The sequence below is a fragment of the Sinorhizobium sp. CB7 genome (genome assembly GCF_041357635.1).
Lineage (GTDB): Bacteria > Pseudomonadota > Alphaproteobacteria > Rhizobiales > Rhizobiaceae > Rhizobium.
The window spans coordinates 240560-266266 of sequence record NZ_JAULLL010000009.1 but is presented as its reverse complement, the minus strand read 5'-3'; the positions used below and the strand labels follow the sequence as shown (position 1 = coordinate 266266).

Annotated in this window: 24 protein-coding genes; 12 read left to right on the top strand and 12 right to left on the bottom strand. The window is 59.6% G+C overall.

Translation table 11 applies throughout. The features are described 5' to 3' along the window. Positions 1-108 precede the first annotated feature (108 nt). Positions 109-510: an acyl-CoA thioesterase gene (locus AAE029_RS18785; RefSeq protein ID WP_371074384.1), complete on the bottom strand. Its 402-nt coding sequence runs from the start codon at positions 508-510 to the stop codon at positions 109-111. Between the two features lie 164 nt (positions 511-674). Between AAE029_RS18785 and AAE029_RS18780 the strand changes: the two genes are divergently transcribed. From AAE029_RS18780 to dxs, 4 genes are all read left to right on the top strand, one after another. Next, positions 675-1610 (top strand): histone deacetylase family protein, encoded by a 936-nt coding sequence (locus AAE029_RS18780; RefSeq protein WP_371074383.1) that lies wholly within the window; start codon positions 675-677, stop codon positions 1608-1610. Between the two features lie 2 nt (positions 1611-1612). Continuing rightward, positions 1613-1864 carry an exodeoxyribonuclease VII small subunit gene (locus AAE029_RS18775; protein WP_371074382.1) on the top strand — a complete coding sequence of 84 codons (252 nt, stop codon included), beginning with the start codon at positions 1613-1615 and terminating at the stop codon, positions 1862-1864. 233 nt (positions 1865-2097) lie between these two features. Continuing rightward, positions 2098-3021: a pirin family protein gene (locus AAE029_RS18770; RefSeq protein WP_371074381.1), complete on the top strand. Its 924-nt coding sequence runs from the start codon at positions 2098-2100 to the stop codon at positions 3019-3021. A gap of 113 nt (positions 3022-3134) precedes the next feature. Then, entirely contained in the window at positions 3135-5051 is a 1917-nt protein-coding gene (gene dxs, locus AAE029_RS18765) for a 1-deoxy-D-xylulose-5-phosphate synthase (RefSeq protein WP_371074380.1), read from the top strand. A gap of 210 nt (positions 5052-5261) precedes the next feature. Here the strand turns inward: dxs and AAE029_RS18760 are convergent, their stop codons facing one another. Further along, positions 5262-7205, bottom strand: a complete 1944-nt coding sequence (locus AAE029_RS18760) for a methyl-accepting chemotaxis protein (RefSeq protein WP_371074379.1) — start codon at positions 7203-7205, stop codon at positions 5262-5264. Between the two features lie 314 nt (positions 7206-7519). Here AAE029_RS18760 and AAE029_RS18755 point away from each other — a divergent pair, with 314 nt between their 5' ends. Continuing rightward, positions 7520-8269, top strand: a complete 750-nt coding sequence (locus AAE029_RS18755) for a TlyA family RNA methyltransferase (RefSeq protein ID WP_371074378.1) — start codon at positions 7520-7522, stop codon at positions 8267-8269. After that, a complete protein-coding gene (locus AAE029_RS18750) occupies positions 8266-9516 on the top strand; it encodes a class I SAM-dependent RNA methyltransferase (protein ID WP_371074377.1) in 1251 nt (416 codons plus the stop codon). The genes AAE029_RS18755 and AAE029_RS18750 overlap by 4 nt, the downstream gene beginning before the upstream one ends. Before the next feature lie 15 nt (positions 9517-9531). Here the strand turns inward: AAE029_RS18750 and AAE029_RS18745 are convergent, their stop codons facing one another. From AAE029_RS18745 to AAE029_RS18725, 5 genes are all read right to left on the bottom strand, one after another. Then, on the bottom strand, positions 9532-10005 hold the full coding sequence (locus AAE029_RS18745; protein WP_371074376.1) for an SRPBCC family protein: 474 nt from the start codon (positions 10003-10005) through the stop codon (positions 9532-9534). Between the two features lie 18 nt (positions 10006-10023). Further along, on the bottom strand, positions 10024-10500 hold the full coding sequence (locus tag AAE029_RS18740; protein ID WP_371074375.1) for an SRPBCC family protein: 477 nt from the start codon (positions 10498-10500) through the stop codon (positions 10024-10026). Between the two features lie 4 nt (positions 10501-10504). Further along, positions 10505-10870, bottom strand: coding sequence for an ArsR/SmtB family transcription factor (locus AAE029_RS18735; RefSeq protein WP_371074374.1), 366 nt, complete (start codon positions 10868-10870; stop codon positions 10505-10507). 144 nt (positions 10871-11014) lie between these two features. Then, positions 11015-11767: a crotonase/enoyl-CoA hydratase family protein gene (locus AAE029_RS18730; RefSeq protein WP_371074373.1), complete on the bottom strand. Its 753-nt coding sequence runs from the start codon at positions 11765-11767 to the stop codon at positions 11015-11017. Positions 11768-11777: 10 nt separating this feature from the next. Further along, on the bottom strand, positions 11778-13556 hold the full coding sequence (locus AAE029_RS18725) for an acyl-CoA dehydrogenase (protein ID WP_371074372.1): 1779 nt from the start codon (positions 13554-13556) through the stop codon (positions 11778-11780). A 247-nt stretch (positions 13557-13803) separates the two neighbouring features. On the opposite strand from AAE029_RS18725, the gene AAE029_RS18720 reads away from it, so the two are divergent. Beyond that, complete coding sequence (locus AAE029_RS18720; RefSeq protein ID WP_371074371.1) at positions 13804-14799, top strand: transporter; 996 nt, start codon at positions 13804-13806, stop codon at positions 14797-14799. Positions 14800-14855: 56 nt separating this feature from the next. Here AAE029_RS18720 and AAE029_RS18715 read toward each other — a convergent pair whose 3' ends face one another. Next, positions 14856-15401 (bottom strand): BA14K family protein, encoded by a 546-nt coding sequence (locus tag AAE029_RS18715; RefSeq protein ID WP_371074370.1) that lies wholly within the window; start codon positions 15399-15401, stop codon positions 14856-14858. Positions 15402-15599: 198 nt separating this feature from the next. Here AAE029_RS18715 and AAE029_RS18710 point away from each other — a divergent pair, with 198 nt between their 5' ends. The 4 genes from AAE029_RS18710 to AAE029_RS18695 all read left to right on the top strand — a co-directional run bounded on the left by AAE029_RS18710 (position 15600) and on the right by AAE029_RS18695 (position 19940). Beyond that, positions 15600-16547: a glycoside hydrolase family 25 protein gene (locus AAE029_RS18710; protein WP_371074463.1), complete on the top strand. Its 948-nt coding sequence runs from the start codon at positions 15600-15602 to the stop codon at positions 16545-16547. A 259-nt stretch (positions 16548-16806) separates the two neighbouring features. After that, on the top strand, positions 16807-17421 hold the full coding sequence (locus AAE029_RS18705) for a DUF6656 family protein (RefSeq protein WP_371074369.1): 615 nt from the start codon (positions 16807-16809) through the stop codon (positions 17419-17421). 75 nt (positions 17422-17496) lie between these two features. Next, positions 17497-18471: an L-threonylcarbamoyladenylate synthase gene (locus AAE029_RS18700; RefSeq protein WP_371074368.1), complete on the top strand. Its 975-nt coding sequence runs from the start codon at positions 17497-17499 to the stop codon at positions 18469-18471. 38 nt (positions 18472-18509) lie between these two features. Beyond that, a complete protein-coding gene (locus AAE029_RS18695) occupies positions 18510-19940 on the top strand; it encodes an FAD-binding oxidoreductase (RefSeq protein ID WP_371074367.1) in 1431 nt (476 codons plus the stop codon). A gap of 14 nt (positions 19941-19954) precedes the next feature. Here the strand turns inward: AAE029_RS18695 and AAE029_RS18690 are convergent, their stop codons facing one another. Both AAE029_RS18690 and AAE029_RS18685 read right to left on the bottom strand, forming a co-directional pair. Beyond that, on the bottom strand, positions 19955-20503 hold the full coding sequence (locus tag AAE029_RS18690; RefSeq protein WP_371074462.1) for a hypothetical protein: 549 nt from the start codon (positions 20501-20503) through the stop codon (positions 19955-19957). A 74-nt stretch (positions 20504-20577) separates the two neighbouring features. Then, positions 20578-22797, bottom strand: coding sequence for a DUF1217 domain-containing protein (locus AAE029_RS18685; RefSeq protein WP_371074366.1), 2220 nt, complete (start codon positions 22795-22797; stop codon positions 20578-20580). Between the two features lie 309 nt (positions 22798-23106). On the opposite strand from AAE029_RS18685, the gene AAE029_RS18680 reads away from it, so the two are divergent. Further along, entirely contained in the window at positions 23107-23673 is a 567-nt protein-coding gene (locus AAE029_RS18680; RefSeq protein ID WP_371074365.1) for a DUF6101 family protein, read from the top strand. A gap of 59 nt (positions 23674-23732) precedes the next feature. Here the strand turns inward: AAE029_RS18680 and ubiA are convergent, their stop codons facing one another. Together ubiA and AAE029_RS18670 are read right to left on the bottom strand one after the other, a co-directional pair. Further along, entirely contained in the window at positions 23733-24692 is a 960-nt protein-coding gene (gene ubiA, locus AAE029_RS18675) for a 4-hydroxybenzoate octaprenyltransferase (protein WP_371074364.1), read from the bottom strand. A 43-nt stretch (positions 24693-24735) separates the two neighbouring features. Then, positions 24736-25551 carry a MipA/OmpV family protein gene (locus AAE029_RS18670; protein WP_371074363.1) on the bottom strand — a complete coding sequence of 272 codons (816 nt, stop codon included), beginning with the start codon at positions 25549-25551 and terminating at the stop codon, positions 24736-24738. Between the last annotated feature and the right edge of the window lie 156 nt (positions 25552-25707).

Here is a 25707-nt window from a genome sequence, read left to right as displayed (position 1 = left end):
GTGCTACAGCGACCTTTGCGCGTCTGATAAGACGCGCGGCGCTGTAGTGCATTCAGGTGGAATCGCTTGGACGCGAAAAGATGCTCTGGAATTGAAGAGCGGCCGCGTTCACTCGAGGTACTGAAAGAGCCAGTCGCGCGTATCTTCAGGCAAGGCGACCGGTTCGCCGCTTTCCTCCGAATGGGCCTGCCAGAGGATCTCGACCTCGGCTGCGATTTCACCGTCCGCCTCAATTGCAACGACGAAACCGACGGTCTTGACCCCGATCTTGTCCACGCTGACGTGAAAGGTCGCGCGTTCGTCATAGCGCAGATCCCGATGAATGACGCAGGAGACTTTAGTAGCCGTGTAGGAAGGCTCGTTTTCGATTTCGGGATGCGTCCGCCAGAAATTCGAAAGCGCGGCTTCCGCCTGCGAAATATAAGCGGCGAGAAACATCCGGCCGTTCATGTCCACATCGCGGAACGGAACCCGGATTTCATTCAAATCGGGACGGTCGACCCCGCTCATCACTATTTCCTGCCCAAAGAACCGTCTTCTCAATAGCTTATGCATTGGGTTCGCCGAAGTAAACGGCAGATATGACGAAGACAAGACAACCGCACTTGTTGAAATTATCGCGCCACGTCCCATCTGCTGTGGATCATGACACGGCTCATCGCTAGGGTGGCTCCATGACCACACGCCTCTACGAGCATCCGATCTTTCTGGAACACCTGACCCCGCCCGGCCATCCGGAGCGGCCGGATCGGCTGCGCTCGCTTGCAATCGCGCTCCAGCACCCGAATTTCGACCAGTTGGAGCGAAAGCAGGCGCCGCAGGCAAACGAGGATGCAGTGCTGCTGGCGCATCCGGAAGAGCATCTCATCGCGATCATGCGCTCCATTCCGGAAGAGGACGGTGAGATCAACCAGATCGAGGCAGACACCTATGCAAGCCCGAAAAGCCTGCAGGCCGCGCTGACCGGCATAGGCGCCGCAATGGCTGCTGTCGACGATGTCTTTTCAGGAAGGGCGGACAATGTCTTCGTCGCAGCCCGCCCGCCTGGACACCATGCCGAGAAATCGACGGCAATGGGCTTCTGTTTCTTTAATAACGTTGCAGTCGCCGCCCGCCATGCCCAGAGAACGTATGGCGCCGAACGCATCGCCATCGTCGACTGGGATGTTCATCACGGCAACGGTACGCAGGACATCTTCTGGGATGATCGCTCCGTGCTCTTCTGTTCGACCCATCAGATGCCGCTTTATCCCGGTACGGGCGCAAAGGACGAAAGGGGCGCACACGACACCATCGTCAACGCACCGCTTTCACCGAATACCGGCAGCGACCATTTCCGTGAGGCGTTCAAATCACGGGTCCTGCCGGCCCTGAACGATTTCCGTCCCGATCTCATCATCATTTCGGCCGGCTTCGATGCGCATCACCGCGATCCACTAGCGCAGATCAACTTGGTCGGCGAGGATTTCGACTGGGCGACGGGGCGGCTCCTGGAGGTCGCCGACCGTAGCGCGAAGAACCGGGTCGTCAGCCTGCTGGAAGGCGGCTATGATCTGGAAGGGCTCGCCGAATCGGCGGGCATGCACATTCTGAGAATGATGAAGGGTTGAGTATGACTGACAGTGCCAAACCGGATGTGACCGGCTATTCCTTCGAAAAGGCAGTTGCCGAGCTGGAGAGCATCGTGGCGCGCCTCGAACGCGGTGACGTGGCGCTGGACGAATCCATCGAAATCTACGAGCGCGGCGAGGCCCTGAAGAAGCATTGCGAGGCGCTGCTGACGGCCGCCGAGAACCGCATCGAAAAGATCCGCCTCGACCGCGCCGGCAAGCCGCAAGGCGTGGAGCCGCTGGACGGAGCGTGACATCCCCATCAACTTCGATTGCCTGTTGACGCTTTAAGTTCTGCCGAAAGTAGCAACGGTTCTCGTTCTGCTGCTTTCGCAATTCAGTTGTGCCTAGAGCATCGTGCGTTCAAGTGGAATTTGGACGCCGAAAGATGCTCTAAAATTAAAGAGTTAGAGCGTCCTTTGTGCATTCGTTTGAATGCACGGTGCTCTAATGCGGTGAATTAGCCGCGATCGAAGGGAGACCGTCCATGTCCTTTTTCCCCGGCAAAGATCCACTCCCCGGCGATGCCTTCGCCTGCGACGCGATCGAGAACTTGATCATTCCGCGCAGCAGCGATATCGGCGGCTTCGCCGTACGCCGGGCGCTTCCGACGCGGCAGCGACGCCTTGTCGGCCCATTCATCTTCTTCGACCGCATGGGACCTGCTATTCTCAAGGCCGGCGAGGCGCTGGACGTAAAGCCGCATCCGCATATCGGTCTGTCCACGGTTACCTATCTCTTCGACGGCGAAATTCGCCATCTCGATAGCCTCGGCACGGAAAAAGTCATTCGTCCCGGCGACATCAATCTCATGACAGCAGGGCGCGGTATTGTCCATTCCGAGCGCACTCCCGACAATCTGCGCGGACATCCGCTTTCCATTTCCGGCCTCCAGACCTGGCTGGCACTGCCCGACCAGAAGGAGGAAATCGACCCTGCTTTTGCTCACACGGAAAAGGACGATATGCCGCTGATCGACGCCGATGGCGTCAAGGGCCGCATCGTGATCGGCAGCTTCGAGGGTCTGACGTCGCCGGTAAAGGTCTTTTCCGATACGCTCTACGCCGATCTTGCGCTTCAGCCCAATGCGAGCTTCCCCTTCGGCGCCCAGCACGAGGAACGGGCGGTCTACGTGCTGTCGGGTTCCCTGGTCGTTGCGGGCGACCATTTCCAAACCGACCAGCTTCTGGTCTTCCGGCCGGGGGACGCAATCGCGCTCACCGCCGGTGAACAGGGCTGTCACCTGATGCTCTTCGGAGGAGCGGCACTCAACTCCAGACGCTATATCTGGTGGAACTTCGTCTCCTCCTCGAAGGAGCGCATCGAAAAGGCGAAGGAGGAGTGGCGGACAGGCAGATTCGACATCGTTCCCGGCGATGAAGAAGAATTCGTGCCTTTGCCTGAAGGCTAATCTGCATTACAAGAAACATCTTGCGGTTCTTGAAATCGACTTCTTTTGCCGCAATCTGTTGTGGAGTAATGGCGAGCCCTTCGCCCAAAAGCCGTAAGAAAGAGTGCCAGCCCGTGACACCATTCCCAGAGACGCCCTTGCTCGATCAGGTCAAGCTTCCCGCCGACCTGCGAAAGCTGGAGGATCGCGACCTGCCTCAACTTGCCAGTGAGGTTCGGAAAGAAATGATCGATGCCGTATCACGTACGGGCGGTCATCTCGGTGCAGGGCTTGGTGTCGTGGAACTTACGATCGCCATTCACAAGGTCTTTGACACGCCGGATGACCGGCTGATTTTCGACGTCGGGCACCAGTGCTATCCGCACAAGATCCTGACGGGCCGGCGCGACCGCATTCGCACACTGCGCCAGGAAGACGGACTGTCGGGCTTCACGCGGCGGGCTGAAAGCGAGTATGACCCTTTCGGCGCGGCACATTCCTCCACCTCGATTTCTGCCGGTCTCGGCATGGCGGTTGCTGCCAAGCTCAACGAGACTGACCGGCGTGTCATCGCCGTCATCGGCGACGGCGCAATGTCGGCCGGCATGGCCTATGAGGCGCTCAACAATGCCGGCGCGCTCGACGCCCGGCTGATCGTCATCCTCAACGACAACGACATGTCGATCGCGCCGCCGACCGGGGCAATGAGCGCCTATCTCGCGCGTCTTGCCTCGGGGCGAACCTATATGGGTTTCCGCGATCTCGGCAAGAAACTGACGGCCTATCTCGGCAAGAACGTCGACCGGGCGATAACCCGCGCCGTCGAACACGCGCGGGGCTATGTCACCGGCGGGACGATGTTCGAGGAGATGGGCTTCTATCATATCGGCCCGATCGACGGGCACTCCTTCGATCATTTGCTGCCTGTGCTGCGCAATGTCCGCGACAATGCCAATGGCCCGGTACTGATCCATGTGGTGACGCAGAAAGGCAAGGGCTATCCTCCGGCCGAGGCAGCGGCGGACAAGTATCATGGTGTCAACAAGTTCGATGTCATCACCGGCGCCCAGGCCAAGGTGAAGCCGAACGCGCCGAGCTATACCAGCGTCTTCGCCGAAGCTCTGGTGCAGGAAGCGGGACTGGACGACAGGATTGTCGGCATCACGGCCGCCATGCCGAACGGTACGGGCCTCGACAAGCTGGCTGAGGCTTTTCCCGAACGTTGTTTCGACGTCGGTATTGCGGAGCAACATGCCGTCACCTTTGCCGCCGGGCTCGCGGCCGAGGGTTACAGGCCGTTCGCAGCGCTTTATTCAACCTTCCTGCAACGCGCCTATGACCAGGTGGTGCATGATGTTGCGATCCAGGGCCTGCCGGTCCGCTTCCCGATCGACCGCGCCGGCTTCGTCGGAGCCGATGGACCGACGCATGCCGGTTCGTTCGATACGACCTTCCTTGCCACGCTACCGGGCTTCGTCGTCATGGCCGCTGCAGACGAGGCCGAACTCAAGCACATGGTTCGCACGGCAGCCGCCTATGATGAAGGGCCGATCTCCTTCCGCTATCCACGTGGCGAAGGCGTCGGTGTCGAGATGCCGGCACGCGGCGAGATCCTGCAGATCGGCAAGGGTCGTGTCGTGAAGCAGGGTGCGAAGGTGGCGTTGCTCTCCTTCGGGACACGCCTTGCAGACTGTCTGCTCGCCGCTGAAGACCTCGATGCCGCCGGGCTTTCGACCACGGTCGCCGATGCCCGCTTCGCCAAGCCGCTCGATCAGGATCTGATCCGCCAGCTCGCCCGCCACCATGAGGTCCTGATCACGGTCGAGGAAGGCTCCGTCGGCGGTTTCGGCAGCCATGTTGTACAGTTTCTCGCCATGGAAGGCCTGCTCGATAACGGACTGAAAATCCGTTCGCTCTTCATGCCGGATATCTGGATGGAACAGGCTAAACCCGAGGCGATGAACATCAAGGCCGGCCTTGACCGCAGCGGCATCGTCCAGACGGTCTTCAACACGCTCGGCGGCAGGCAGATCATCGGGGCGGCGGGATAGCGGTCGCGCGCTGCTGTCGGGGATTAGCCCGGTTTGTACCCCTGAGATTGCCCCTCACCCTAACCCTCTCCCCGCAGGCGGGGAGAGGGAACTGGTTTCGAGTTTGCCTCGCCTTCGCCCAACTAGGGGCTGACGGATTCGCGATCTACTCCCTCTCCCCGCGAGCGGGGAGAGGGCTGGGGTGAGGGGCACAAACCCCTGAGCCCAAGGTCAGAACTCTTCCCAATCGTCCTGAGCAGGTGCTGCGGCGGCGGCTGCCTTCCCGGCAAACGCCTTGGCGACGGTACGGCCAAGCGCGCGGGCCGGCGAAGCGGCCGGACGTGATTGGGCAGTGACCGCCGCCGGCTTGGCAGGCTCGCTGCGCGGTGCGGAACCAACCTTGAACTGGCGTAGGAGTTCGTTCAGGGCTCCCGCTTCACGTGCCAGCGCATGGCTTGCGGCGGTTTGTTCTTCCACCATGGCGGCATTCTGCTGCGTGCCCTGGTCCATATTGTTGACGGCCGTGTTGATCTCCTGGAGACCGGTCGACTGTTCGCGGGTCGCCGTGACGATCGCGCCGATATGGCGGTTGATTTCCTGGACTTCGCTGACGATCGCCTCAAGCGCCTTGCCGGTCTCGCCGACCAGCGAGACGCCGGTGTTGACCTGGTCGCTCGAGGTGTTGATGAGCGCCTTGATCTCCTTGGCAGCGTTGGCTGAACGCTGGGCGAGTTCGCGAACTTCCTGCGCGACGACGGCAAAGCCCTTGCCCGCATCGCCGGCACGAGCGGCCTCGACGCCGGCATTCAGGGCCAGAAGATTTGTCTGGAAGGCAATATCGTCGATAACGCTGATGATGTTGCTGATCTCGCCGGAAGACTTCTCAATCTCCTGCATGGCCGAGACCGCCTTGCGGACGACCTCGCCGGACCTTTCGGCACCGACGCGCGCCCGTTCGACGAGATGGCCGACATCTTCAGCACGCTTGGCGGAATCGCGCACTGTCGTGGTGACTTCTTCCAGAGCGGCAGCCGTTTCCTCGACGGCGGCGGCTTGCTGTTCGGTGCGGCGTGCGAGATCGTCGGCGGCGGAGCGGATTTCGTCAGCGCCGGCATTGATTGCCGAGGCGTTGTGGCCGACGGTCTGCAGGGCGGATTGCAGCTTTGCAACGGCATTGTTGAAGTCGTTGCGGAGACTATCGAACTGCGGCGCGAAAGGTTCAAGGATGCGGGACGCGACATCGCCGTCGGCAAGAGCGGCGAGACCTGCTGCCAGAACCTCGATCGCCTGGCGGAGCTCGCCTTCCTCGCGGGCCTTCTGCGTATCGTTGAGCTGGCGCTGACGCTCGGCGTCGGAGCGCATGCGCTCGGTTTCACCGGTGAGGCGCAATTTCTCGATGGCGGCTTCCTTGAACACGACGACGGCCTGAGCCATGCGGCCGACCTCGTCCTGCCGGTTGAGCGCCGGAACCTCGATATCGTTTTCGCCGTTAGCCAGGCGATCCATGGCCGAAGTCATGCCAACGATCGGACGAACGATGGTGCGGCTGAGGAGCCAGGCGAAGATGGCAGCGGCAAGAGTAGCAAGGATACCGCCGACAGCAAGCATGGTCTGCAAGGTGGAGAATGCCTGGCCCTGAAGCTGCAATTGTGTTTCGGCCTTGGCGCGAGCGGCGGCCTTGATCTTGGCGGAGGCCTCGCGGAAGCCGTCAAGCTGTCCCTTGGTTTCGTTCACGCCGATCTTGATGACATCTGCGATCGGCATATCCGTTTCCTTGCGGGCCTTGGCCTGCGGCTCGGCGAGTTCGTGGAAGTAGAGATCGGCCGCCTTCTGCATGCCATTGATCATCTGCACGAGTTCCGGATCGGCGGCTGCCGTGTCCTTGGCGCCTGCGATCGCCTTCAGCATACGTTCGCGATTGGCGAAGAGATCGCCATAGGTGCTGTCGCTGCGGAAAAGTATGAAGCCCCGGAGATTGACCGCCTGCTCCAACATGGCCTGCAGCGCGTCGTCGATCTGGTTGACAAGCTGTTCGGAGCGTTTCTGATCGAACGAAGCCTGTGCCGCAACCTGTGCTCTGGAGAATACCGAAACCGATACAAAAAGGAATATGAGGATGAGCGCCGCAAAAGTCACGGCAAGCTTGCCGTTCAACGACATATTCTTAAAAGACATAAAAGCAAACGCCTCCTGAGCGTTGTCCAGAGAAAGGGATGAAACACACGGGACGCCCGCCGGCCAGCATGTTCACATTCAAAGGGAATAGGCATGATTGGTGGGGGAGAACGCCGCCATGGCAAAAACGGCCGGGAATCAGGAACAGCCGCAATCGATCCAAAATTAAGCAGAGATCTTTTAAAATCACTTAAAATTGTGCACCGCAAAAAACTATCGCGGAACGCTCGAAATGCTTGTTCGACCCGAACCGGTTCTCCTGCCTTCTCAATAAAAAGCTTGCAAGGCTCCGCTTTGCCCGTCATGGACAGGCGATGTCACAACCCATCGAACAGCAACGCCTCGATCAACTTCTCGTCGCGCGCGGCCTCTTTGCGAGCCGATCGCGAGCGCGCGATGCCATCGAGCGCGGCACGGTGGCCGTGGACGGCAGAACCGTCACGAAACCGGGGGCGCTTTTTTCCGGCAATGCGGCGATCAAAATCGACGATCCTGCGCAGGAGTACGTCTCCCGCGCCGCCCTCAAGCTGGCCACCGCACTCGATCATTTTGGCCTTGATCCTTCCGGGCAGCGCTGTCTTGACGTCGGCGCGTCGACAGGCGGATTCACGGAAGTTCTGCTTCAACGCGGCGCGGCGCATGTCACCGCAATCGACGTCGGCCACGGACAGATGCATCCGCGCATCGCCGCCGATCACCGTGTTACCAATATCGAAGGGCTGAATGCCCGCTACCTGACAGCCGACGATATCGGGAACAAGATTAGCTTCATCGTTTCGGACGTCTCGTTCATTTCGCTGAAACTGGCGCTGGCGCCCGCCCTTGCTATCGCAGAGGCCGGCGCTTCCTGCGTGCTGCTCGTCAAGCCGCAATTCGAGGCGGGGCGTGAGGCTATCGCGAAATCCGGCCTGCTGAAGGATCCTTTTTCGGCGCCCGCCGTGGCGGCGGAGCTGGAGCGTTGGTTCACCGAGGATGTCGGCTGGCGGAGCCTCGGCCTTATCCCCTCGCCGATCGCGGGAGGCGATGGCAACCAGGAATTTCTTCTCGCAGGGAAAAAACCATGAGTACCGAAACCGTCACGATTACCAGGCTCGGCGCCCAGGGCGACGGCATCGCCAATGGCGCAGACGGTCCACTCTATGTGCCCTTTACCTTGCCAGGCGAAACGGTCGCCGTCGCGCGGGTGAAGAACCATGGCACGTTGATGTCGATCACCAGCCCCTCGGCCGACCGGCAGGAGCCGCCCTGCAGGCATTTCGGTCCTGATGGAGTAAACGGCACCTGCGGCGGCTGTACGCTTCAACACTTGAGCGATGCGTCCTATCGCGACTTCAAGCGGCAGCTTGTCATCGACGCGCTGAAATTCAAGGGCCTCACACCGGAGGTTGCGGCCCTCGTCACCGCTCATCCGGGCGAAAGGCAGCGCGTAGTCTTCGCCGCGCGGCGGACGGAAAAGGAAATGCTGATCGGCTTCAATCAGGCCGAAAGTCATCATATCGTCGCGATTGCGGAATGTCCCATGGCCTCAGCGACGATCGTCTCGAAGCTGCCGGCAATCAGGGCGGTAGCGGCCGCACTGGCGGTCAGCTCCGAGGCCTTCCGTATTGCCGTGCTTGAAACACCTTCCGGTCTCGACCTCGCGATCGAGGGCATCAAGGGGCTCTCCGACCGGCAGCGACGCGGCGCTATCGAAACGGTGCTCAGCGCCCGTGGGATCGCCCGTGTCTCGCTCAACGGCGAAATTCTCGTCGAACCGATCAAACCGCTGATCGATTTCGGTGGCGTGCAGGTTTCACCGCCACCCGGCGCCTTCGTCCAGGCGACGAAGCCGGCGGAAGAGGCGATGGCCGACCTTGTGCTTGCCCATGTCGGCAAGGCCAAACGCATCGCCGATCTCTTTGCCGGTGCCGGCACCTTCTCGCTGCGGTTGGCCCGCATCGGCCGTGTCCACGCCGTGGAAGGCGATGATAAGGCGCTCGCCGCGCTCGATCAGGCTGCGCGGAAGACACAGGGCCTGAAGCCGGTCACGGTCGAAAAGCGTGACCTCTTCCGCAGGCCGTTGATGGCGCAGGAACTGAAGGCCTATGACGCCGTGGTATTCGATCCGCCGCGGGCGGGTGCGGAGTTCCAGTGCAAGGAGCTGGCGCGCTCGGCCGTGAAGACGATCGCCGCGATCTCGTGCAGTCCACTGACGCTTGCGCGCGATCTCGCCATCCTGGTCGAGGGCGGCTACAAGATCAAGGCGGTGACGCCGATCGACCAGTTCCTCTGGACCGCGCATGTCGAGGTGGTAGCGACGCTCGAGAGATAAGCCACTCCCGAGATCTCAGGAGACCTTGCGCTGCGGTGCCAGAAAAGCCGCAAGATTGTCCAACCCGGCTTCGGTGCCGCGCTCACGGCCAACGATCTCGTCGTAGCCATCGAGAAAGACACCCTGTTCCGTAAAAACAAGACGCGTGCCTCCGCCTTCTGGCCGAAACTCAATGGTCACGAGCGACACGGAAATGCGGCGCTCATCGAGATGCATGCCGTAGCTGTAGACGATGCGCTCGTTTGGAACGATGTCGTGATATTGGCCGACGAAAGCATGAACGACACCCTCCGTGTCGCTCGTATTGATTTGCTCGCGGCCGCCGACGCGGAAATCCATTTCGTGGAGGGTCGTGTTCCATTCGCCGTGGCAGGCGCACCATTGCTTTTTTTCATCCGGCTGCGACCATGCCGAAAAGACGCGCGATGGGGTAGCGTCATAATTGCGCTCGATGGTGAAGGTCGCATGAGTGGCTGAACGTTCTGACATTGTCTCTTCCTTCTCTGCTCAATTGACCATCTGCCGGGCCAGGAATTCGCCGAGCTGATCGAGTTGCGCGGATATGCCGGACTGGCGGTATTCCACCTTGTCGCCGCCGTCCAGGATCGTGATCTGCTCAGTCAGGACGACGTGAGTACCCTTCTCCACCGGCATCATGCTGACCGTTGTCAGCGAGGACGAGATGCGCTTTTCGTTGTGCGACATCGTATAGACATAGACGATACGGCAATCCGGAACGATGTCCTCGTAGCGGGCGTCGGCGACATATTCGCTGCCTTCCTCAAAACGAAAGCGGCTGACATCGCGGCCGCCGACGCAAAAATCGTTCTCCGTGAATGTCGAGGTAAAGCCCTCCCCGATCGCTTCCCACTGCAGACGTGCCTTCGGATCCGACCAGGCGGCGAAAACACGCGCAGGCGAAACATCATTATAGGTGCGCTCGATCGAAAAGGTGGAATGGACCGTGCTGCGCTCTTCCGGCATGTTCTTACTCCTCTTCTTTTGGCTCTGCGGTTGCCTCCGGCATTTCCGGATTGGCTTTGAGGTATTCGCCCAACCTGTCCAGGCTGCGCTCCCAGCGGGTGCGCCGCTCGTTGATCCAGTGCTCGGCCGAACGCAGCGCTGCAGGTTCGATACGGCAGGTTCTGACCCGCCCTACCTTTTCGGAGCGTACGAGTCCGCTCGTCTCCAGCATCTGCAGATGCTGCATGACAGAGGGCAGCGACATGGCGAGAGGTCCGGCCAATTCACTGACCGTAGCCGGTCCTCGGCAGAGCCGGTCCACCATGCTGCGCCTCGCCGGATCCGCGAGTGCCTGAAACATCAGATCGAGTTCATGCGAATAGTTAAGCATATACCTAAGTATAAGCGCGCGGCTATTGCTGTCAATCGATACTTAAGGAAATGCCTAAGTTTTTTTGTGCAGCAAAAGTGACAATGCCCACGACAAGCGTGGGCACCGGCCACGAAGGACCGCAGGATTTCTTGTGCCAACTGATCAGCGGCGCAGGAACGCCTCCAAAGCTGCGCGCGCCTCGGCTCTCTTCAGCCGGGCTGAGAAATGCCGAATCTCCTCGTCTATGCGCGACAGGATTTCCTCCTGGTCGCCGCGAATGAGATCGCGGGCGATCCTCAATGCTTCCGGCGGCTTGGCGGAGAGCTTCGCGGCAAGCGCAAGCGTCTCCGCTTCAACCTTTTCCGGCGCTGTCACCTTCCAGATCAGCCCGGCATCCTTCGCCTCATCTGCCGAGAAGCCTTCGCCGGCGGCAAGCAGGGCAAAGGCGCGCTGGCGCCCCATGATGCGCGGTGCAATCAGGCTGGACGCCGCCTCCGGCACCAGCCCCAGATCGACGAAAGGCGTCCTGAAAAGGCTCCGATTCGAGGCAATGGTCATGTCACAGTGCATGTTGAGGGTCGCGCCGATGCCGATCGCAAGGCCATCGACGCCTGAAACGACAGGCTTTTCGGCCTTTGCGAGAGCATGAAGGAAATCCGGGATTTCCGTCCCCATGCTGCCGCCCAGCGCTACGTCGAGAAAGTCCGTCAGATCGTTGCCGGCGGAGAAGCAGCCTTCGGTACCAAGAAAGGCCGTAACGCGAATAGCGGGGTCGTCATTGGCTGCGACCAGCGCCTCGGTCATGCGGACATACATGGCGCGGGTGATGGCGTTCTTCTTTTCCGGTCGGTTGAAGCGGATGACCTGGACACCCGCAAAAGAGCTCGGTCGTTCGATCAGAATATGTTCCGTCATGGGAATCCCTTTATGCGAGCACGGAGCGTGCGGCGGCGAGGCTGGCGGCCCCGTTGATCACACGGTCCTTCAGCGCTGCGCTCTCGGCGAGCAGATTTTCGGCAGCGAAGCGGCAGAGCGCAATGCGGCCTTCGCCCGCATTGTCCGAGGCGGCCGCAAGCCCGCCTTTGGCAAGATAGCATCCCGTCAGCGCCAGCCCGAACAATCGCTGGTATGGAGTCGCGCCCGACAGCGCCTCGGCGATCCTGCCCTCCGCCTGGCGCGCCAGGAGCCATTCCGTCGCACCTTCGAGATCGGCGATCGCCGCCTCCAGTCGCGCGGCCGTCTCGCCAAAGCCATCGAGGTTCGAATTTCGCACCCCCTCGGCGACCTGTCCCAGTTCGGCGATCAGGCCGCGGACATGGTTGCCATCGGCGAGCGGCAGCTTGCGGGTGACGAGATCGGCCGCCTGGATGCCGTTCGTACCCTCGTAGATCGGGGCAATACGGGCATCGCGAAGATAACGGGCGGCCCCGGTCTCCTCGATAAAGCCCATGCCGCCATGGACCTGGATACCGAGCGAGGCGACTTCGACGCCGGCATCGGTGGAGAAGGATTTGGCAATGGGCGTCAGCATAGCGGCGCGATCCCGCCAATACTGCGTGTCGACCTTTGCCCGGTTAGCCATATCGATGGCGTGAGCGCAGGCATAGGCGATCGCGCGGGATCCCTGCGTCAGAGCCTTCATCGTCAGCAGCATGCGGGCGACATCCGGATGCTCGACGATCGGGCTCATGCCCGGACCATCCCAGCCCGGCGCCCGGCCCTGCGTGCGTTCGCGCGCATATTGCAGGGCTTTCTGCGTGGCAGCCTCGCAAATCGCCACCCCCTGGATGCCGACGGCGAGGCGGGCATTGTTCATCATCGTGAACATGCAGGCCATACCCTTGTTCTCCTCGCCGATCAGCCAGGCGACAGCCCCATTCTCATCGCCGAATTTTCCGTCGCCGTAGATCATCGTGCAGGTCGGGGCGCCGCGGATGCCCAGCTTGTGCTCCAGCGAATGGCAGAAGAGATCGTTGCGCGCGCCAAGGGAGCCGTCGGCATTGACAAGGAACTTCGGGATCAGAAAGAGCGAGATGCCCCGTGTGCCGGGCGGTGCATCCGGCAACCGGGCGAGAACGAAATGAATAATGTTCTCCGCTGCGTCGTGCTCGCCCCAGGTAATGAAGATCTTCTGCCCGAAGATGCGGTAGCTGCCGTCCGGACGGCGTTCAGCCCGCGTCCTGAGCGCGCCGACATCCGAACCCGCATGGGGCTCCGTCATCTGCATGGTGCCCGACCATTCGCCGGAGACAAGCTTTTCGAGGTAGGTGTTCTTGAGGTCGGCGCTACCATGGGCATGCAGCGCCTCCACCGCCGCCATGGTCAGCATCGGCGCGAGCCCGAAGGCCATCGAACCGGCGTTCCACATTTCCAGCGTGGCGACATTGAGCATATGCGGCAGTCCCTGCCCGCCGAACTCATCCGGCGCCGTCAGCCCATTCCAGCCGCCGGCCGTCCAATTGCGATAGAGGTCGCGCCAGCCATCCGGCAGCGTTACGCTCCCGTCCGCCAGATGAGCGCCCTGACGATCGCCAACTTCAGCGAGAGGGGCGATCTGGTCGGTTGCGAACCGGCCGGCCTCGGAAAGAATGGCATCGGCGACATCCTCGCCGAGATCACCGAGCAGGCCATTTTTGATCGCCTGCCGCATTCCAATGACATGCTTGAGCGTAAACGCGATTTCCTCGACGGGCGCCTTGTACATGCTGTCCTCCCTTCCGCCTTTTCACGATTCCGGCGCAATCGCGCCGTACCGTCAACCCCACTCATCGCTAATTTATTTTTACGTAAACGTCAATTTCGATCGGAGCTGGAGCTTGACGGATGATTTCAATCCGGGCATGGCCATGTTGCTTGAATTTCACCCCCTGACCTACAGGCTTGCACAAACGCCCGTCATGGAGAATCTCTAAAATAGATCGATCTCTCCAACGAGGCGGCGGATCCGAACCATGGACACGCTTTCTTCAAATATACCAGCCCTTGTCTGGGCCTATTGTTTCCGGCCTGGTACCGGAAAGCCCGAACGGCTGGCGCTTGACGCGCCGCGTTCCGCGCTTTCGCTGGAAGACGGCTTCTATTGGCTGCACCTCAATCTTGCGGATGCGCGCCTTCCGGCATTTCTCGAAGATCTGCCCGGGTTGAACGAAGCCGCACGCTCTGCGCTGACGACCCACGACACCCATGCGGCAGTCACGGTCGATGACCAGATGCTCTTCGGAACCCTGGTCGATTGCCAGCGCGACTTTGACCATGAGACAAGCGATGTCGGTTGGCTGCATTACGCCATTTCCGACCGTTTCATCATCACCTCGCGCCTGCAGCCACTCAGAAGCGTCGAGCGAGCCCGCGCCGTCATCGAAAAAAACCCGGCGAAGTTCAATCGCCCGGTGGATATTTTCGAGCTTCTGGTCGCCGAATTCCAAAGGACGCTGATCGCCATCGTCCTGGAAATGACCGAAGAGCTGAACGTCATCGAGGACTATGTCTATGACACCGCGCCCCGTGACGAGCGACGGCGGCTGGCGCCGGTTCGTCGGACCATTGTGCGCCTGCATCGCCATCTGCGGAACCTTCTTACACTCATGCGACGTGCGGCGGCCTCAGACGACGACGAAATGCCCTTCGGATTCGAGGACATCGCCGGGCGGCTGACATCCAGGCTCGAAGCCGTCGATCACGATGTCTATGCGCTGCAGGAGCGGGCGCGGCTGCTGCACGAAGAAATCGATTCGAAGCTCTCCGCGGAGACCAACAGACACCTCTATATCCTGTCGCTGATGACTGCATTCCTGCTCCCGCCGACGCTCGTTACCGGTTTCTTCGGGATGAATACGACCAATCTGCCGTTTGCCGGCGAAAGCGGCGGCACGGAATATGCGGTCGGCCTGATCATTGCTTCCGTGCTGCTCGCGTGGTGGCTGCTGAAGCGCGTCAATATCCTCTGACACAAGACGCCCGGCATGATGCCGGGCGCAATCTCAAGGCCTTGCCTTATCTAGCCTCAATAGGGCGAATAGCACTGCTGCCGCGGGCCGTGATACGGCTGGAAGGTATTGTCATAGGCCCTGTAGGACCGATAGCGGCTTTCGCACCATGCGACATGGCTCGAATTGATGCCGCCACGGGGTGCGACGTAGGTGGGCGCAGGCTCATAGTAGCGCGGTGCGGCTATTGCGCCGCCGATGACTGCACCGGCTCCAAATGCGGCGAGCGGGAACCAGTAGCCGTCATAATAGCGATATCCTCGGCGATAGTACGGGTACCCACGATAACCGCCATACCAGCCTCGCCCGTAGTAGCCGCCATAGACACGTGGGCCGTAATAGCGCGGGCCATAAACACGGGGTCCGTAAAAGCGAGGGCCATAGAAGCCGGGACCACCATAGTATCGGCGATATTGGACAGTCTGCACGTCTGACAATGCCGAAGCTTCGGGAGCGGCGCGCGGTGATGGCGGCATCTGTATTGCACCGGATGGAGCGAAGCTCGTCAGAAGGACGACAGCCGAGATCAGACCCGTCGCAAACTTGATCGTGAGCTTCCTCATATAGGTCTCCAAGTCATGGTTAAAATTAGCCCTTCCGTTAACGCAGAATCGCCCGATTTGTTCCCTACGCAAGCATGAATGAGGGGACTTCTGGAAGGAATATAACACCTGATTTTTACCAGGGCGATTTTTAACCTTGCATTAACGGGGCGGCACCAACCTCTGTCTATGACAGGATATCGGCGCGTCTTCTTGGTCATGCTCGGTCTTCTTGCCCTGACGGGGCTGGCGGATGGCGCGAGCGGCGCCGATACGGAGCCCTGGAAGAATCCCGACAACGCGCTTGTCGTCGATGCCTACGAGCTGAACACGATCGACTGGAATGCCCTGCTCAAGGACGGCCGGATTGCCGGCTTCATTTCCAAGGCCTCGGACGGCTTGCCGGAGAGCTTTAGCTGCACCGGCGATCATGGCGGCGATACCGTCGCGCACTGCAAAACCATGTGGCGCAAATACGCGGTCAGCCGGGAGCTCTATCAGACGCGCCGCATGATCGCGCGGGAAAACGGCTTGCTTTGGGGCGCCTATCATCTGGCACGTCCCGGCAATCCGATCGATCAGGCCAATCACTTCCTCGACTATGCCACACCCCAGCCCGACGAATTAATGGTGCTCGATATCGAGGGGCTCGATCCGGAGAAATATATGTCACTCGAAGACGCGCAGATCTTTGTCGGGCATATAAGAGCCAGAACGGGGCGATATCCTATTCTCTACACCAACCACGACACCGCAAAATACATAGCCGCATACCGCAACGACTATCCAGTCCTTGCCCGATTGCCGCTCTGGTACGCCCGCTACAAACCGGTTGCGGCCACCGCCTTTCCCATGGGCAATTGGGAAAATTACGCGATGTGGCAGTTTTCCTCCGGCGCGAACTGTTCAAAAAAGCAGTGCCCCTACCGTGTGGCGGGGACCCTCGATGATATCGACGTCAATGTCGTGCCGATGAACCGAGCCGAGCTAAAGAAGATCTGGCCGCATGGCCAGCTTCTGCCGGCACGCGAACCAGATCCGCCGCTGATCCTCGCCAAGATCGAATTCGCCAAGCCGCCCGCGCCGGCGCCGGCGCCGGAGATTGTTACGTCCTCTGTCACCTCCGAGAAATCCGGCATCAACGAGCTGAACTATCAGGATTTCTGATCAGGTTCGAAATCGACGACAGCGGCAGCATGCTTGAACTGCGGATGCGGCGTCACGAATTTTCGCTGTTCTACAATAGCTTATGGCGAGGCCTTAGTACTGGTCGCCGTTACAGATCCTCGCCGGCACCGATGGATTCTTTCCGATGTCTCGTTTGCGACAGCGACAAGGCCGAAGCGGTTTGCCTCCGTCGCCGCCCGTTAAGTTCGGATTAAGCATGCAAGATTATCGTTGGGCAGAGACATAAAGAGAGTTGCCCATGGCCAAGCTTCGTTATTACGACGCCAGCAGGGAAGTGAACCAGCCGGAACCGCAAGGGATCGCGGCCCATTCGGAGTTTCTCCGCACGGGCAGGATCAGCCGCTACAAGCCGCACTGGCTTGCCGAAGAGCGTCGCTATCTCAGCTATGACGAAGTCGCCGAGCGCACGGGCCGCAAGCTACAGGCCGCTGGAGAGAAGACGCACCAGCATATCAACGGCTTTCACCGCGCCATCCGCTTTCCCAAGCTGATCTTTCACCGCACGCTGCAGAACAGCCCGCATCTCGGTTACTGCCATGTCACGGCGTCCAGGACACGGTTTGCCAAATATGAAGAGGTGAGCTGGGCCTTCTATATCGCCAACTTTTATTCCGACATCGGCGACAATGACCATTTCTTCGAGCAGATCGATCTGAAATATAACCGCATGTATTTCGCCGTCGCCATCCGTCCCGAAGAGGAACCGGAAGCCGAAAGAAAAATGGCAATCGATCGGAAAATAAGGGGCAACGGGCTGCTGTTCCGTACGCACGACCCACAGGTCGCCATCCGCAATGTCCTGCTTCTAGGGGCTCGCAACGAGCAGCTGAGAGACATCATCCGCCAGCTTTAACGGCATTCTGACTCGAGAAGGCAATTGATCCCTGGCGCTGGACGTCCTAAAGCCTGAACTGAAACAGGTCAGGCCATGGTACGACGCATAGACATCACAAAGGACGAAGAAGGCGCGCTGATCGAAGCCTGCGCCGTGCTTTCGGACGGCTTTCCGATCGCACTCCCAACCGAAACCGTCTACGGTCTTGCCGCCGATGCGACCAATCCCACAGCCATTGCCCGCATCTATGAGGCGAAGGGGCGTCCCCGCTTCAATCCGCTGATCTGCCATATGGCCGATCTGGCGATGGCTGAATGCCACGCGGACTTCGATCCCGTCTCGCGCAGGCTCGCTGAAGCCTTCTGGCCAGGCCCGTTGACACTCATCGTGGCACTGAAGCCTGCAAGCTCGATCCATGCACTTGCGACGGCCGGGATGGACACGGTTGGGATACGGATACCCAAGGGTTTTGCCGGCAAACTGATCCATGCCTTCGGCAAGCCGCTCGCCGCGCCGAGCGCAAACACCTCCGGCAAGATCAGTTCAACCAGCGCCGACCATGTCGCGGCCGACCTCGGGGAAAAAGTCCCTCTCATTCTCGATGCGGGGGCTTCGCCGGTGGGGGTGGAATCAACGATTATCAAGGTCGAGGACGGCGCCATACGGCTGCTGCGTCCCGGCGGGCTTTCGGCCGAGGACATCGAGCGCGTCGCCGGACAACCGCTTCTGCGAAAGAACGGCGCTTCCGCCGCCATCGAAGCGCCGGGCATGCTTGCCTCCCACTATGCACCGGGCGCATCCGTCCGGCTCGGTGCAGCAAGCGTAGAGCCGGGCGAAGCGTTGATCCGCTTTGGCGGCCTCAGCGTAACCGGGGAAGAAAAGGCCCGCATCGTGCTCGATCTCAGTCCGGCAGGCGATCTTGCGGAAGCAGCCGCCAATCTCTTCGATTTCATGAAGAGGGCCGATGCCAGTGGTGCGGCCACGATCGCCTTTTCAAGCATACCCGACCAAGGGCTTGGAGAGGCGATCAACGACCGGCTCCGGCGCGCCGCGGCTCCCAGAAAATAACAGGCAAGTCAGTAACAGGCAGAAGGACAGGCAGCCCGATGGACAGCAAGGATATCTCTCCCGACCTTCTCGACCGCTTCGTCGCCATCGTCGGCGAAGCACATGTCTTGCGCGAGGCCGCCGATCTTGCGCCGCACCTCGTCGAGAACCGTGGGCTCTATCACGGTTCCTCTCCGCTCCTGCTCAAGCCCGGCTCTGTGGAAGAGGTTTCCGCAATCCTGAAACTCGCCACGCAAACCGGCACACCTGTCGTGCCCCAGACCGGCAATACCGGCCTTGTCGGCGGCCAGACGCCGCGCGAAGGCCGCTCAGACATCATCGTTTCGCTCGAGCGCATGAACCGCATACGCGAGGTGGACGCGGTCGCAAACTTGCTTGTTGCCGAAGGTGGCGCGATCCTGGCTGAAGTCCAGGCGGCAGCGGAGAGAGTCAACCGGCTGTTTCCGCTCTCGCTCGGTTCGGAAGGCTCCTGCCGCATCGGCGGCAATCTCTCGACCAATGCCGGCGGCACAGCGGTTCTCGCTTTCGGCAATATGCGCCAGCTCTGCCTCGGCCTTGAGGTCGTCTTGCCGACCGGCGAAATCTGGAATGGCCTGCGGCGGCTCAAGAAGGACAATACCGGCTATGACCTGCGCGACCTCTTCATAGGTGCCGAGGGAACGCTCGGCATCATCACCTGCGCCGTCCTGAAGCTCTTTCCGCAGCCGCTCGGCCATCAGGTGGCCTTTGCCGGGCTCAATTCGGTTGAGGATGCGCTTTCACTCTTCAATCAGGCATCCAGCCTGTGCGGAACGGCACTGACGGGTTTCGAACTGATGCCGCGCATCGGCGTCGAATTCACGGTCCGCCATATCGAGGGCGTGCGGGATCCGCTGGAATCCGTTCATCCCTGGTACGTTCTCATCGATATCTCGACCTCGGATTCGCCTGACACCGCCGAGCGCATGATGACAACGCTCCTAGAACAGGGTGTCGGAGCCGGTTTGGTGCAGGATGCCGTGATCGCTGCCTCGATCGCGCAGCAGAAGGCGCTCTGGCACATGCGCGAGAGCATGTCGGACGCGCAGAAGCCGGAAGGCGGCTCGATCAAGCACGATGTATCGGTGCCGGTTTCGCAAATTCCAGAATTCATGCACCAGGCGGAAAAGGCTGTCCTTGCCGCCATGCCCGGTGCACGCATCTGCGCCTTCGGCCACATGGGCGACGGCAATATCCATTACAATATCTCGCAGCCTGTCGGGGCCGACAAGGCTGCTTTCATTGCGCGCTGGCGGGAAATGAATGCGATCGTGCACGGGCTGGTATTGTCCCATGGAGGCTCGATTTCCGCTGAGCACGGCATCGGTCAGTTGAAACGGGACGAACTCGCTTCCATCCGGCCGGGGATCGAAATCGACCTGATGCGGCGCATCAAACGCGCCTTCGATCCGGCGAATATCATGAATCCAGGCAAGGTTGTCTCTGTCTGACGCCGCCTCATGTTTTAGAATGGCCTGCTGTTTTCGGAATCCGCTTTAGCCTGACCGATCCCCGGAAGGCGATTCAAGCACTTGATATATGTGGAATAGAGCTGCTCCACCCGGGATATCGGCAGGGTCCAATCGCTTTCGTCGCCGGCAAAGCCAAGCTGCAAGTCCGGCGTCCCTGAAAAGGAATGTCTGACGATCGCCTTGATGCCGGCGGTTCCCGTCCCGTCCGGTGCGGTCCAAAGCCGAAGTGTGTTCTTGTCGAAAAATTCTGCCGGAACCTTCTTTGCATTTGTACGATCGGTGATCGTAACCTCGGTCTTGGTCCCCTCGGGAATGTCCCACGTGTTCTTCGCCACGAGCCAGACGATGTCGGTCAGACTCTGGCGGAACTCCATCGTCTTTCCGACCTCGCTATCCCAGTACAAGCGGCAGTAGGGCTTATCGATGTCGCCAACGAAGCCGACCGACCACTGCCTCGCACCGCCCATCCACTCGGTTTCGCCGAGAGCCGAAGCCGATGACAGGGCGAGCCCAATAACGACGATCGCAGTGGCCATTTTCATCGAAGTCGGTCGCATCGTCTTTCCTGAGCCCCTGCCGGTGGCACCGAATGGTCGCATCCTGACGGCAATATGCTTTACGCGCCGCCGCCGGTCAGAATCGTAAGTGCCGCCGAAGTACCGGCGCTGTTCTTCATGTCATACATCGCCGTGAAGCGCTTCATGAGTTTGTCCAATTTGTCGGGATCCTGGAGATCGTCGAGCTTGATGAACTTGCCGAGCATCGCAACCTGTTGGTCCACATCCATGCTCGACATCGAACTCGGCAGACTGAAGGTGGTCGACACGACCTGATAAAGGGCCTGATCGCCCAGAAGATCGTAAAGCGAGGTAACATCGGGAGCTTTGCGGGCAAAATAGAGCGCCAGACGGACGCCCTCATTGGTCTGCCCCTGCTCCTGTTCCAACGTTTGCTGCATATACATCTCAGTGGTCTTCTGCTGCACGTTGGTATCTTGCCCATCACGGATCTTGTCGCGGGTCAGATTGCCGTCCTTGTCGAAGTTGAAGGCCTCGACGATGTCCTTCCAGCGCGGATTGTCCTGGGTGTTGGCGAAGCTCTTCGGATCATTGGGATCCGAGGCAAAGATCTTCTTCAGGAAGGCATCGTTGAAATGCCGGTCCTTGGGATCGATGCCGTTTGCCTGAAGCACAAAGCTGACCAGCTTGTCGTCATCCAGAAAATCGGAGACGGATTTGACCTTGCCGATATTTTGCTGGAAATAGGTCGCCGCGTCCTTCGCATCCTTGGCCGCCTTGTTCTTCTCGGCAGTGCCTGTCAGCGACATTGTCGCGCGGGATTTATAGTCCGAAACATATCGGTTGATCTGGGTTTCAGAGAGGGCCATCAGCGGTGTCGTCGCATTGCCCTTGCTATCGAAATTGAAGGCCTTGACCATCTTGGTCAGTTGATCGTCCTTGAGCGAATTGACATAGCTCTTAGGGTCATAGGGATCGCTCGATAGTGCCTTCTTGAGCGTGGATATCGGATATTTGCCCACGTCGATGCCGTAAGCCTGCAATGCGACGACATAGGGTTCGACCATATCACTATTGAGGATGACGTCGTCGTCCTTGTTGGACTTGAAAAAGTCGTCCAACGTTTTGACGTTCGACATTCTATCGGCGAAATTCTTCGCCGCATCGTCGATGACTTCCTCCTGATTGTCATCGTAGCGGACCATATAGTTAGTGGAGGTCTGTGCCACGGCTTCTGGCGTCTGGGCGACCGTGGCACCCGGCTTCAGCTTGCCATCTGAGCTGAAGTTGAATGCTTTCACGGCGTCCTGATAGCCTCTGATATTGGCATAGCTGCCCGGATCGCTCAGATCGCTTGTCAACGCCACCTTGAATTCACCGGCGCTCAGCGTGGGATCGATGCTGTAGGCCGTCTTGACGTAAGCGAAAAGCCGCGGGTCCTTCGTGATGTCGTCGACCGACTTTACCGAGCCGATATGGCTTTCATAGTAAGCCTTGTTGTATTCCGCGGCCTTTTGCGTGGTGAACGACGGGACAATAATATCGTGCAGATCGACGTATGCTGCCTCTTGGGGGCTGGGAGCAGCAGGAACGTTGAGATTGTACTGTTCCATGACAGCATTCATCTGGGCTGTGGTCTGTGCGCCACCCGCTTTTGCGGTGCCATCAGGATTGAAGCTGAACTGAGCCGCGAGCGCCTTGTACTTGGCATTGCCGTTCACGTTCACGAAGCTGTTGGGATCGCTGACGTCACTGGTTAGAACGGATGCCAGGAAGTTGTTCGACACATAGGTCGTGTCGATACCGTAAGCCTCCATCGCATAATCGCGCAGGCGGTCATTGTTGAGGAAATCGTAGACGGTCTTAACGTCGTCGATATTGTTGCTGTAGTAAGTCGTCTCCGTTTTGGCGTTCTGCTCTGCATCGGTATAGAACTGCTTATAGAGACCGATCAGTTCGTCTTCCTGAGCACTGGTCTGCGCATCCTCGGTTTTCGTGCCGAAATTGAACGCTGCGGCGAGATCCTGGTAACGCGGATCGGAGAGCTTGCTTGCGAAACTGTTCGGATCGTTAAGATCGCTCTCGAGGACTTTCTTGATGAAGGCCTTGGCATAGGCCATGTCCTCCAGACCATAGGCCTTCATTGTATAGCTGTAGAGGCGGTAATTATCCATCAGATCATCGACGGTTTTCACCTTGCCGATGTTTTCATTATAGTAATCGGTTTCCCGTTTTACCGAGGCCTGCTTGGCGACATTGTTCAGGCTTGTCTGCATGTCCCGCGCGAGGATCGAGTAACCGACATAGGTCGATATCATAAATACGCCCCTTCGAGTAAAGCCTTAAAGAACAGCAGAAATCTCTCGTTATATTGTCCCATACAAACCTTACCCGAAACTTACATGGGTGTGAGCCGTTCCGATACAACCATGGCGACACATCGTTCACCTCCCGGAAACCCTGCGGCGTTTGCATTTGCTAACCATCTGAAGACGCAAAGTTTTCTTAACCGCGATTTTTAAGCTGTCTGGAAGAGCGCCTGCCTATTGTCCGCGGATAGAGGACGAAAAGTCTCTCGGGAAGAAGACCGGAAAACCGGCTCTCAGGTAAGACAAGGGTAGAAATCAATGACCAAGACCGTCATGAAGCCCGTATGGGCAGGAGCGACACTGCGACTGGATCCGACGCGTTTCCCGCAGCAGGTCAGTTATGCAATCCGTGATTCATCCGGTGACGTCACGATAACGATCGATGAGCGTGGCGCGGTGCTGCGCAAGATCCTCCCCTCCAGCGGCTTGCCGCTTTCCATCGCCTTGCCGAAACGCGCATTCAAGGGTGTCGCCGCCCGCGCTATCGACCATGGCAACGGCGAAGTAACCGTGACGCTCGAGCTGCATCACGACGACCCCGATCTCTGCATACCGCTTCTGGTCGCCCATGACCTCAGCGACATCGCCGCCGACTGGCGAAGCTGGTCGGAGGCTTTCCGCATCCCGATGCTGATGGTCGAGGCCGATGGCGTTGCACGTCCGCTGGAAGACCATCTCGGCGACATCCGGACAAACGAAATGAGGCCGCGCCGCCGGCACTCCTATTTTGCCAACCGTCGTCCGCGCTTTCTCGTCCGCCGTTCGACCGGCGATCTCGGGATCATGCTGAAAATCGAAGGCAAGGAAATCATCGCCCGCAATTAAGCGGCGATCACATCTTCCGTCTCATTTCGAAACCCGGCTTTACAGCCGGGTTTCCTGGTTCAGGGAACCGCGAAAAGAAGCGAGAGGAAGAGCCCGGCAAAGATGATCAGCCCTACCCGGTTGTTCGACTTGAACAGGGCCAGGCATTGCTCAGGATCGTTGATGTCAAGCGTGACGATCTGATAAGCAAACATGCCGCCTGCAGCGATGAGGCCGAGATAGGCGAAAGCACCGACCCCGGCCAGCGCGAAACCAACGAACATCAAGACGATCGTCAAGCCATAGAGGCCGACGAGCCACTGGCGGGTCTTCTCCCCGAACAGCCGTGCCGTGGAGCGGACGCCAATCAGCTCGTCGTCCTCCTTGTCCTGATGCGCATAGATCGTGTCGTAGCCGATCGTCCAGACGATGGACGCCGCGTAAAGAAACAGGGCGGCCAACGAAAGGCTTCCGAAAATGCCGGCCCAGCCCATCAGGGCACCCCAGGAAAATGCAAGCCCGAGAAAGAATTGCGGCCAATCGGTGAAGCGTTTGGCAAAGGGATAGAGCGCCACGATGGCGAGCGATGCAACGCCGAGAAAAACGGCGAACCAGTTGAACTGCAGCAGCACCAGAAGACCGGCCAGCGCCTGCAGCACAATGAACATCTTTGCCTGACGGCGGCTGACGCGTCCCGAAGGAAGCGGTCGGGAGCGCGTGCGGGCGACTTCCATGTCGATCTCGTGGTCGACCAGATCATTATAGGTGCAGCCGGCGCCGCGCATGGCAACGGCGCCGATGAAATAGAGAAACAGATGATAGAGCAGCACGCCGCCGGAAAACCGCCCCAGGGTCACGGCCGCATTCGCCGCCAGCGTTGCCGACCAGATACAGGGCCAGAGCAAAAGCTGCCAGCCGATCGGGCGATCCCACCGCGCAAGCTGCGCATAGGGCCAGATCGCCGGAGGCAACATCCGATATACCCAGTTTTCAGAGGGCGCGTCCGAAACGCGTCCGTGATAGCCGCCGAGCTTTTCCATGGATTCATCTAGCGGTCGTCAATACCGCCGGTCAAGAACCTGATCAGTTCAGGGTGAAGTTGAACTTGTAGTTCGCCGACACCCCGATCAGCAACTGGTTCTTCGAGCCGCGTTCCCGAACCAGGCTGCTGTCGGCGGCGGGACCTGCCAACCGCTTGTATTCGAGAAAGGCACTGGTGGAAATATTTTCCGTCGCCTGCCAAGTCAGGGCTGCCCCGGCGCCATAAGACTGAATGCCGCCGCCCGGATTGTAGGGGCTCAGACCGCTTTTCGCCGACTCCTTGGCTGATACGCCATAATAGGCATCGAAATAACCGCCGGTCGCGAAGGTCGCACGCGGACCTCCGGAAAGCTGCAGGTCGGGCGCAATATCCGTGAAACCGTCGAGCGCCACGTCGGCAACGAGGCCGTCATGGGCTCTGATCCCCTGGCGCACTTCGGCACGGGCACGCAGCCAGTCGGTTGGATAGACCTCGGCGAAACCGCCTACCTCGGCACCCCACTTGACCTTCTTCAGTCCCCTCAGTTCGTCTCCATCGCCGCTGTCGCGTTCTGTCAGGAACTTGCCGACGACACCTGCACGGAAGGTGCCGCTGCCGGCATCCATCAATCCGAGCGACGGATTGTCGTTGCGGGAAGAAAAGCGCGGCCGGTTCCCCTGCTTCCCAATCGAGATCAGCGGTGAGAACTTGAACTCGCTGTGGGACGAACCTTCGAATTTCGGTGCACTGAAACCCGCCGCGCCGACACTGAGATACCAATCGCCGGACCACCAGTGCTGCCCTTCCTGGGCCGACGCCGCACCGACTGACATAAGAAAAACACCTAGGGAAACCGATACAAAAGATCGATAAAACAAGATCCGCACTCCAGAATACGCAATACAACAACGGCCGCGGACTGCGGCAGCGCGCTTAAACTAACTCGGATTTCAACGATGACAGCGTGGCCGCGAAAACTCGCGAAAGCGAGCTGTAACCACCTGCTAACGGTTTTCCATGAAAAGTCTATGCGG

Bases quoted from the DNA above. Each gene is read 5' to 3' on its own strand.
- AAE029_RS18740 (WP_371074375.1), bottom strand. From the start codon at position 10,500: ATGCCGGAAGAGCGCAGCACGGTCCATTCCACCTTTTCGATCGAGCGC.
- AAE029_RS18780 (WP_371074383.1), top strand. From the start codon at position 675: ATGACCACACGCCTCTACGAGCATCCGATCTTTCTGGAACACCTGACC.
- AAE029_RS18755 (WP_371074378.1), top strand. From the start codon at position 7,520: ATGTCACAACCCATCGAACAGCAACGCCTCGATCAACTTCTCGTCGCG.
- AAE029_RS18770 (WP_371074381.1), top strand. From the start codon at position 2,098: ATGTCCTTTTTCCCCGGCAAAGATCCACTCCCCGGCGATGCCTTCGCC.
- AAE029_RS18750 (WP_371074377.1), top strand. From the start codon at position 8,266: ATGAGTACCGAAACCGTCACGATTACCAGGCTCGGCGCCCAGGGCGAC.
- AAE029_RS18700 (WP_371074368.1), top strand. From the start codon at position 17,497: ATGGTACGACGCATAGACATCACAAAGGACGAAGAAGGCGCGCTGATC.
- AAE029_RS18730 (WP_371074373.1), bottom strand. From the start codon at position 11,767: ATGACGGAACATATTCTGATCGAACGACCGAGCTCTTTTGCGGGTGTC.
- ubiA (WP_371074364.1), bottom strand. From the start codon at position 24,692: ATGGAAAAGCTCGGCGGCTATCACGGACGCGTTTCGGACGCGCCCTCT.
- AAE029_RS18695 (WP_371074367.1), top strand. From the start codon at position 18,510: ATGGACAGCAAGGATATCTCTCCCGACCTTCTCGACCGCTTCGTCGCC.
- AAE029_RS18775 (WP_371074382.1), top strand. From the start codon at position 1,613: ATGACTGACAGTGCCAAACCGGATGTGACCGGCTATTCCTTCGAAAAG.
- AAE029_RS18760 (WP_371074379.1), bottom strand. From the start codon at position 7,205: ATGTCTTTTAAGAATATGTCGTTGAACGGCAAGCTTGCCGTGACTTTT.
- AAE029_RS18745 (WP_371074376.1), bottom strand. From the start codon at position 10,005: ATGTCAGAACGTTCAGCCACTCATGCGACCTTCACCATCGAGCGCAAT.
- AAE029_RS18725 (WP_371074372.1), bottom strand. From the start codon at position 13,556: ATGTACAAGGCGCCCGTCGAGGAAATCGCGTTTACGCTCAAGCATGTC.
- AAE029_RS18710 (WP_371074463.1), top strand. From the start codon at position 15,600: ATGCTCGGTCTTCTTGCCCTGACGGGGCTGGCGGATGGCGCGAGCGGC.
- AAE029_RS18720 (WP_371074371.1), top strand. From the start codon at position 13,804: ATGGACACGCTTTCTTCAAATATACCAGCCCTTGTCTGGGCCTATTGT.
- AAE029_RS18735 (WP_371074374.1), bottom strand. From the start codon at position 10,870: ATGCTTAACTATTCGCATGAACTCGATCTGATGTTTCAGGCACTCGCG.
- AAE029_RS18680 (WP_371074365.1), top strand. From the start codon at position 23,107: ATGACCAAGACCGTCATGAAGCCCGTATGGGCAGGAGCGACACTGCGA.
- AAE029_RS18685 (WP_371074366.1), bottom strand. From the start codon at position 22,797: ATGATATCGACCTATGTCGGTTACTCGATCCTCGCGCGGGACATGCAG.
- AAE029_RS18715 (WP_371074370.1), bottom strand. From the start codon at position 15,401: ATGAGGAAGCTCACGATCAAGTTTGCGACGGGTCTGATCTCGGCTGTC.
- AAE029_RS18690 (WP_371074462.1), bottom strand. From the start codon at position 20,503: ATGAAAATGGCCACTGCGATCGTCGTTATTGGGCTCGCCCTGTCATCG.
- AAE029_RS18785 (WP_371074384.1), bottom strand. From the start codon at position 510: ATGAGCGGGGTCGACCGTCCCGATTTGAATGAAATCCGGGTTCCGTTC.
- AAE029_RS18705 (WP_371074369.1), top strand. From the start codon at position 16,807: ATGGCCAAGCTTCGTTATTACGACGCCAGCAGGGAAGTGAACCAGCCG.